Raw genomic sequence first — 7,500 nt, forward strand, 5'->3', positions numbered from 1 at the left:
ATGGAGGGCACCAATAACAAAATCAAGACGCTCCAACGACAATCCTACGGCATTCGTGATCGCGAATACTTCGAACTACTGCTTTATTCGCTCCATCAGAAAAAGTACGCTTTAGTCGGATGAGCCCAAATTGTCCACAATCAAGCGATTCCCGAGTGGAACTACACAACGGTGCTGTGAACCACTCACCTGTTCTGCACGCTATGCTTCTCGAAGTTGCTCTAGCATTTCATCAAGAGATTCCAGCTGGCCCTGGGTAAGCAACGAGTTGCCTGTAGGACGCTGCTTCCAAGTCTGATGGTATTTGTCTTCATCGTAGCCGTCGACTTCGACGATGGTGGCGAAATTTCTGTCGTGCTTGAGGACCAGTCGATCTAGTTTTGCGGAACCTGAGTTACTCTTGGTGCACTGAATTGCGAACATACTCTCGTTAGAAGGGGAGCCAAGAACGAAGCAAGCATCGAGCGTGCGTGCGAAGGACTTGCATCGGGCCGAGTGATGATGCGAGAGACTGGCCAACGGTGAGGCACGACAGGCGGTGCCGCTAACTTGATGGGTGATCCAGACCGGACATCGTTCTCGGATGGATAACTCACGACAAAATTTGTCGACGAAGTCTTGAATAAACTCTCGCTCTGACTTTGAGCTTGATTCCGATGAATAATTCCAGACGTTGCACACACCGTCAATGACAATGCCGCCGAGCGGCTTCACTGCGCTGAATCTACCGACACTCGCGGCAATCCACTCAGGAAAGTCCGTGAATTTACAATTGCGACCGTTAGGACGGTTTTCATATAGGTCTTCGCTGCATATCGGATGCAGCTGACGCGACAGCACTTCGAGCGCATGCCTACAACGGTCAATTTCGGAAACAAGCTGGCCTTGGTGACGTGGTAACTCTGAGTGTCTTGCCTGCTCGTAGGGTTGGATGCAATCAGACGGGCAGCCGAAGTTATCTCGTGCGACTTTTGCACTATGCGACACGACCCGCTGCTTCAGCATGCAAAAATCCGTCTCGATATCGAGCAACACCCAGGGAAAGGAGCAGTGGCACCGGTCCTGGAAAGCTGAGCCGCGGGTAGCCCCATTGCATGCGATCATGCTCGCGAGATGTGTTTTCCCGATGCCAGTTGGGCCTAAAATGCCGTAGACGCCAGTCGGGGCGGTGCCACCGCCGAGCAGTTTGTCGAGAAATGGCACGTGGGTTGTTCGAAGGTTGTAGATCACGATAGGCTCCCCGCCTGAAAGTTTTGAGCGATGAGCCAGCGGACGTCGCGTTCGCTCGCCTTGATACCTGCATCATCAAGCAGCTTTCGCAGGATGGTTCTCCCGGGAATTGGCACTGCGGGATAGCCGGACGTGGCCAGGATGGACCCCGCCGCTTCGAGCAGTCGCTCTCGCCTTTGTTGGGGTCTTGAACGAGGCTTGACGCGAGGGCGTGCCGTTCGCTTCCGACACCAATCCCCCCACTTCCGCACTGACTTCTGGGAATGAGTCATGTGAAATCGGGTGTGCCACTGCTGCGGCGAGCAGAGGGTCATCGTTGGCCAGTGGAACAGGCCATGGGGGTTATTCTTTAACTTTACCGTCGGCTCGCTTGAGTTTCGGCACTTGACCATGACAGCCCGGAGTCCCCCGACTTGCCCGGCTTCAACCAAGTCGATGTAGACGCCAGGGGGAGCGACGTAATTTCCCACGCAAAACTGCTTTAACTTCGTAAGCGAGGCGAGGGAATTGGGGATATATGCCATTACCGCGACACGCAGGGCAAGCTCCTCCGCATTCTCGTAGCACGCTTCGTTCGCCGCCCAAAATTGTTTTTGCTCCAGAACTGGCCCCAGCTGAACCGTCCATAATCCGCCGGTTCCGCCCAGCATCTCTGCTGTTGAATGGAGGGATGATCTCATCGCTGCACGCTCTGATTTGCACAGATCCTCATCAGCGAGCGCGATGCTGCACGTTTGCGACAGAAGAGCAATGTATCTCGGTCGCTGCTCCTCCAGGCGGCACGCTGAGTCTTGGAAGGCCTCTTCCATCTTTCGTGCGTAGCAGTGAGGGCAAACCCATGGATTTATGCACACGTTGCTATTGCGGACAAATCGGTACGTGTGGGGTATTTGAGTGGACGTTTGATAAAGGCTCGTTGTGCAGACCGTCGCCCTCGCTGCCGCCTTGTATTCAGTCGTACCCTCTTCGGTGGTCGCGTGCATCGCGAGCAGATGACAGCGGCTGAGATAGTCGAAGACTCGTGCTTCGCGAACGGTGGATTTGTGGTCCTTTCCCGACATTCGATCGTACGATTGGAGCAAAAATGAGGGATCGTTTTTCAGAACCTTCCGTTGAGCCCAGTTCCGGCGATCATCGCCCGCAGCCCCCGCAAGCAATTCCCTCTTCATCCAGTCCACGGGACGACGTCCAAGTGCTTTCACATCTTGAACGGCTGCGAGGTACTTGGCTTCCCGGGCGTAGTCGGACTCGTGTTTGCCACAGGACTCACCGAGGGCGTCCTCGTGCTCCGCCACGCGGGGTGTGTGGGCGGGCTTCTTCTGATACTCCGGCATGGCGATTGAACTTTCCTAACGGACTAAGGTGAATGGACTGGAGCTTTCGGCGTTCCTGGCTCAGCGTCATTTAACATTGTTCTTACGAACCTCTTTTTAAAATCCGGATTTTAAAGAGCGTCAATGATCGCGTTCATTTTTTTCGCGTCAATCTTGGCCTGATCAATCACGGCTCGCTTCATGTAGTCACCGACCTGCATGCCCTGCATGTTGGCTGCCGCTGTCACGACTGCGTGTTCATTGATCGAGAGTAAAATTTTGAGTTGTTTCGTCGTGCCTTTGCCTTCTAACTTCGCGGTTGGTTCTTTCTTGCTCATCGCACTTTCGTTCCCGTCGCGGCTCGCGACTGTCTAGAGTTGTTAAAACACCAAAGGCCTCCGAAGCTCGAAGGCCCTCAGGGGCCCATGTTACCCAATGGTCCTTCAGTGTCAACTGAATAAGTGCGGCAGCTAAAGAAACAGACCCGCATCAAGAAACCCAGATCCATTGGAGTCAACCTCTGAGGCCAGGCATGGGATCCGCTGACAGTATCCTCAGGACGTTTCTGGTGATTTCCGCCGGGCACGGACAGGACAAGAACATGCCCGCGGAACTGCACTCGCGCTCACCAAAACGGCGGAGTCGGGTTCCCAAAGCCCAACGCTCTAGCCTGCGAGCGGATCGTGAGTTGCGAGTGGGTCAGGAACCCCGTCAAAGATCGGCTGAAGTAACTGGCGGTATTCTTTCTGGGCTTCGAACAGATGAGCCCAGGGGCGATTTGAATAATGTTTGAAGAGCAGCTTGTCGCCTTTGTGGGGAATCCCGTGGGCCAGTGCAACGCTGGCGAGAACGGCACGGTTCTGATCGCCGCCCAGCCAATTGCTCATCTGGTCTCTGAGCGTGCCGAAGGGGAGCCCGGGTACTGCGTTTTTCCCCTCAGCTTTGTTAACCCGAGAGCACAATCGACTCCATTTATTCGAGAACGAGGACTGGGCGTTGCGGGATGAATCGCGGTAGAGGTTGCTACCGGTGCTCGTCAGCAGCATTCGCTCGGAAGACTTCAGTGGTCGCTTGAGTCGTCGCTCAAGATCAGCTTTCCACCACTGAACCAACTGAACCGTTTCCGGCCACAACCACCACCAACCGACAACGTCGGTCTTGGGTCGCAAGAACCCACACCATGAGTCGTTTTCGCAGCTAGCGATCTCGAGACCTTCCTTGGCCCATGGATGAGGTTGGTGCAAGGACAGAGCCGTCTCGTCAACATGGTGCTGCGACATGGCCCAGGGAACGGACGGATATGCCTCACTTAGTCGATTGAGAGAGCTTCCCGGGGGCATGTAAAGGCTGTGGGGCTCTGGCAACGTTGAGATCGATGACACCGAAACTGGGCGAGGAGAACCACCATCACGCGGCAGGTCAGATTCGTGGATCGTCCGAAGCGGAGGACGCCCCTCACGTCTATCAGGCCAACCGGCTATCGGAGGCTTCTAGAAATCATCACCGAGAGCGCTTAGTCCAAAAAGCCTAGGCGTTGGACAGGACGTTTGCTCGCCAAGTCGTCGGCGGCGGTCGTGACGGGCGTTGGCCCGGGCGGATTGAGTGAGCGATCGGCTGCCCCGTAGCGCAATACAACGGCTGAGTTCTGAGTGCACTTTTTTTTTGAGGTATTCTTCGACAGTCTCGCAGCCTTGTTTGGAGATGTCGATCTTGAAGCAGGAGCGCCGGATAGCTTGGGCACCCACAGCGGCATTTTCCTGACCCAACAAATTGATCAAGAATGCGCTCGCGTGAATTTGTTTGAGATCGGGTCAGCCGCCCCACGTTGACCATGGCGCATCGTCTGTCGAATACTCACTCCTGAGTTATCGGGAAAAATCCCGTTTGCAAAACCCCGATTCCCGAAAGCCCTGCGTTTTACTGCATCAAACAGCAAGTGATTGCAAGCAGTCAATTTAGACGATAACCTGCGTAAACCCTTGCGAAAGTGTGATTTACGGGTACGAAAAATCGAGTCTACGGAACCGAAGGTTAGAGGTTCGAATCCTCTGGGGTGTATTTTCGTGCGTCCATCGACCCCGGAAAAATCCAGTTTTGGCAGGTTTTTTCTTGACCGCGCGGTGCCAGGGCGTCCTTGCTTCCTGGTGCCCATCGGGTTGTTGTCTCTCGTCCTGCGTTTCAGCGGCGGGCTGCTGCCTCTATTTCGACTCGATCAAATCTTTTAGAATTCTGTGGCGTTCATGCAGATCAGCCAGTCGCCTGGCGGCGCCTCGCGGGTAAAGTGGTAGGACCTGCGGCCTAAAGAGCCCGGGCCAATTGGGTGTCAAATTGGCCGCTTGCATGACTGAACGCACGGTTTTCTCGGAGGAAAAGTCTCGGTCGTTGAGCTGGTCAATTTCCAGATATCGAAATTGGATCAGATGCTTCACAATAGCACTGCTGGACCACAAAAATAGGCGGCTGTCTTGATCAAAGTCGCGCGGTTGCCCCTATGGTGAGCAATACGGGATAGAATCCATCGCTCGACGCGTTGATCTACAGAGGCACAGCGTTCCCGCGGTCGCGACACATCGTTATCGGATGCCCACGCAGTCCTCTCAACTCTCCAATTTGTTGCCAGACACCTTTGTTCGTCTCCACCCAATAGACCGAATCGTCATACGTGAACATCGTGACGGTGGTGCCTACTAGCATTTCTTTCAACTAGACTGGCAATCCGTTATACCTCTCGCAGAAGAAGCAAAGCAGGGAGCAGATTGATGCGTTTGTCGTTGATATGAAGCAGGAATTTGCGAGCGAAATTCCTGGCCTGACCATTGACGCGTTACTGCTGACTCGGGATGAAGATGGCGATCGGTATCTTGAAACGCCCCGTCGGCAGTACTGTGAATAGATTTCTGCGGATTTCGTCGCTATCCTGCCGATGGTTGCCGCCCCCGCTGCATCGCGCCAACCCGATGGTCTGGAAACGTCTCAGCGTAGAGCTTCGTAGCCTTTACGGCGTCGCGATCGTACTGCATGCAGATCGTGTTCTTGGCAGGTTTCATGGTTGTCTTTTGCCTTTGACCAGCGAATTCACGCAAACGGCTTTCTTCCCGCCGCTTGTCGAGCGTCGGCCAACTGACCGCGATGCGACATCGCGTGCATGGCGATAAACAGAAACACCTTACCAATGGTTTGGAAGGATGGATCATCACGCAGGGCATCTGGGACCGCGATCGGTCGGTCGGCCAATCGCGAGTCGGCTATTTGTTTTAGTAGCCTCAGCGTTGAACGATGCGTGACATCAAAGGCATCGACGACCTCCGTGTAGGAGGGATAGTTCGCGACATCCGAAAGCGGCAGTGTTCCGCCAGCGAAGATGTCCGACCAGTTTTCGTAGGGACTGGCGTTCCCGCTGATCATTGCCAGCAGTCCGGCATTCGAATAGGTCAAATGCCCCATGATCCAGAGCGGGTGGTTGCCGGGCGTGGGGGTCGGCGATGTCATCGGTACATCGGCCAGATCGTCCGCTAGCGGTTTGATCCAGTCGAAGCTGAACATCAAAGCCTCTTGCAGAGTCGCTTTGGAATGAATGGTTTCGTCCCGCTGCGGTGTTTCAGCCCGCACCGCCTCGTCACGCGTGGCGATAAGAGCGTTGACTTGTTCGTCTGCAGGGCGAATCTCGAATGGCCCCATTTTCACGCCGGGATGTTGCGACATCAATGCGACGGCATGATCCATGTCGCGAGCTTCGAGCAGCAGAATCCCGCCGAGCATTTCTTTGGTCTCGGCGTATGGACCATCGGTCACGTCGACTGAACCGTTTTTCGTGCGCAGCGTCACCGCGTTCATTGTGGACTGGAGAGCTTCGCCTCCAAGAAAGTGACCGCCGCGACGCAGTTCGTCGTCGTAGGCGAAACAACGGTCCATCATTCGCTGGCCTTCTTCGGCGGACAAGGACTGCAGTTTTGATTCGGAAATGAATCCCATGCAAACGAATTTCATCTTTTGTCCTTAGTTGGTCTTGCGGCAATGTTTCCCGGTCATGAATTGCACCCACTGGCCATCGTCGGATTGAAGTTCGCTGAGAAACAGCCAGGTATCGGCGTCGACGATCTCGATCGTGTCGCGATATTTGCCAACTCCGCTGCCATCGAATTTGGGCCCCTGCGATTCCAGTGGCAATCGTTTTCCTGACTCGTCCAACACGCCCTGATACGGCCAGATGTTTGCCATCATCGAACCGATAAATGTGCCGACATATTGTTCCTGGTGGGGATCGAAACCCAGCGTCATGATTGACGACCAAGTGTCACCGTCGGCAGACGTGCCACTGCTTTCACAGATCAGCCACAGCCCGCCAAGCGATCGACAAGTCATGGTTCCGGGGGTGTTCGTGTGGCTGCCGTCTGGCATCTGGCAATTGTGCTCAAACGTCCAATCGCCCAGAAGTTGGCCGAGCCATTGGTGTTCCTTTTGTGGTTTTGCAAACATTCATATTTCTCTTGTTTTGATGAAACGCGTGCTAGCTAGCGCATTCCGCGTGCGTTAGTTGGCGCTAACTGGCTGCGGCTCAGACTTTCGTAAGTGTGTCCAGCTCTGAATCATCAGTGGTCGTTTGACGATTCGTACCATCGACACCCCCAGGAAAAAAAATTTGGAAATTTTCCAGCTGGCATTTTTTTGGACGGGAACCAAGTTGTCCGGACGGAAACAAAGCTGTCCGGTCCCGAATTGGAGGGTCGAGTGAGGGGACGAACCGCGACCGGTTGCTTGGTGGCGTAGCATTCCTCGCCAAGCATGGGCTGGTTGAGGCAAATGCTCGCGCGAGATAACTCTCGTAGCGTGGGGGATTTGCAGGTATCAAATAACCGCACCTCGCTGAAGTGCTGCCTCTCTCTCCTTTCGCTCTGTTCCCTTTTCCTGGGCGGAATTGGCGATTTGGTTTCGAGGTCGCCGATAACGTCTGCGGGTG

The 7,500-nt window shown here is 54.7% G+C and carries 8 protein-coding genes; 1 reads left to right on the top strand and 7 read right to left on the bottom strand.

Annotated features, from left to right (window positions below; all coding sequences use genetic code 11):
- Complete coding sequence (locus tag Poly21_RS28305; RefSeq protein ID WP_146407347.1) at positions 1–123, top strand: transposase; 123 nt, start codon at positions 1–3, stop codon at positions 121–123.
- A 78-nt stretch (positions 124–201) separates the two neighbouring features.
- On the opposite strand, the gene Poly21_RS12460 is transcribed toward Poly21_RS28305, so the two are convergent.
- The 7 genes from Poly21_RS12460 to Poly21_RS12485 all read right to left on the bottom strand — a co-directional run bounded on the left by Poly21_RS12460 (position 202) and on the right by Poly21_RS12485 (position 7,019).
- Entirely contained in the window at positions 202–1,203 is a 1,002-nt protein-coding gene (locus Poly21_RS12460; RefSeq protein WP_146407348.1) for a hypothetical protein, read from the bottom strand.
- Positions 1,204–1,226: 23 nt separating this feature from the next.
- Positions 1,227–2,564 (bottom strand): hypothetical protein, encoded by a 1,338-nt coding sequence (locus tag Poly21_RS12465; protein WP_146407349.1) that lies wholly within the window; start codon positions 2,562–2,564, stop codon positions 1,227–1,229.
- A 110-nt stretch (positions 2,565–2,674) separates the two neighbouring features.
- Complete coding sequence (locus Poly21_RS12470) at positions 2,675–2,881, bottom strand: hypothetical protein (RefSeq protein ID WP_146407350.1); 207 nt, start codon at positions 2,879–2,881, stop codon at positions 2,675–2,677.
- A 327-nt stretch (positions 2,882–3,208) separates the two neighbouring features.
- Positions 3,209–3,823: a hypothetical protein gene (locus tag Poly21_RS12475; protein WP_146407351.1), complete on the bottom strand. Its 615-nt coding sequence runs from the start codon at positions 3,821–3,823 to the stop codon at positions 3,209–3,211.
- Between the two features lie 1,632 nt (positions 3,824–5,455).
- Entirely contained in the window at positions 5,456–5,590 is a 135-nt protein-coding gene (locus Poly21_RS27480) for a VOC family protein (protein ID WP_302118782.1), read from the bottom strand.
- Between the two features lie 28 nt (positions 5,591–5,618).
- Positions 5,619–6,530, bottom strand: coding sequence for a YciI family protein (locus Poly21_RS12480; RefSeq protein ID WP_146407352.1), 912 nt, complete (start codon positions 6,528–6,530; stop codon positions 5,619–5,621).
- A 9-nt stretch (positions 6,531–6,539) separates the two neighbouring features.
- Positions 6,540–7,019, bottom strand: a complete 480-nt coding sequence (locus tag Poly21_RS12485; RefSeq protein WP_146407353.1) for a DUF1579 domain-containing protein — start codon at positions 7,017–7,019, stop codon at positions 6,540–6,542.
- Between the last annotated feature and the right edge of the window lie 481 nt (positions 7,020–7,500).

This window comes from Allorhodopirellula heiligendammensis (assembly GCF_007860105.1).
In the GTDB taxonomy this organism is placed as follows: domain Bacteria; phylum Planctomycetota; class Planctomycetia; order Pirellulales; family Pirellulaceae; genus Rhodopirellula; species Rhodopirellula heiligendammensis.

Bases quoted from the DNA above. Each gene is read 5' to 3' on its own strand.
- Poly21_RS28305 (WP_146407347.1), top strand. From the start codon at position 1: ATGGAGGGCACCAATAACAAAATCAAGACGCTCCAACGACAATCCTAC.
- Poly21_RS12465 (WP_146407349.1), bottom strand. From the start codon at position 2,564: ATGCCGGAGTATCAGAAGAAGCCCGCCCACACACCCCGCGTGGCGGAG.
- Poly21_RS12470 (WP_146407350.1), bottom strand. From the start codon at position 2,881: ATGAGCAAGAAAGAACCAACCGCGAAGTTAGAAGGCAAAGGCACGACG.
- Poly21_RS12475 (WP_146407351.1), bottom strand. From the start codon at position 3,823: ATGTCGCAGCACCATGTTGACGAGACGGCTCTGTCCTTGCACCAACCT.
- Poly21_RS27480 (WP_302118782.1), bottom strand. From the start codon at position 5,590: ATGAAACCTGCCAAGAACACGATCTGCATGCAGTACGATCGCGACGCC.
- Poly21_RS12480 (WP_146407352.1), bottom strand. From the start codon at position 6,530: ATGAAATTCGTTTGCATGGGATTCATTTCCGAATCAAAACTGCAGTCC.
- Poly21_RS12485 (WP_146407353.1), bottom strand. From the start codon at position 7,019: ATGTTTGCAAAACCACAAAAGGAACACCAATGGCTCGGCCAACTTCTG.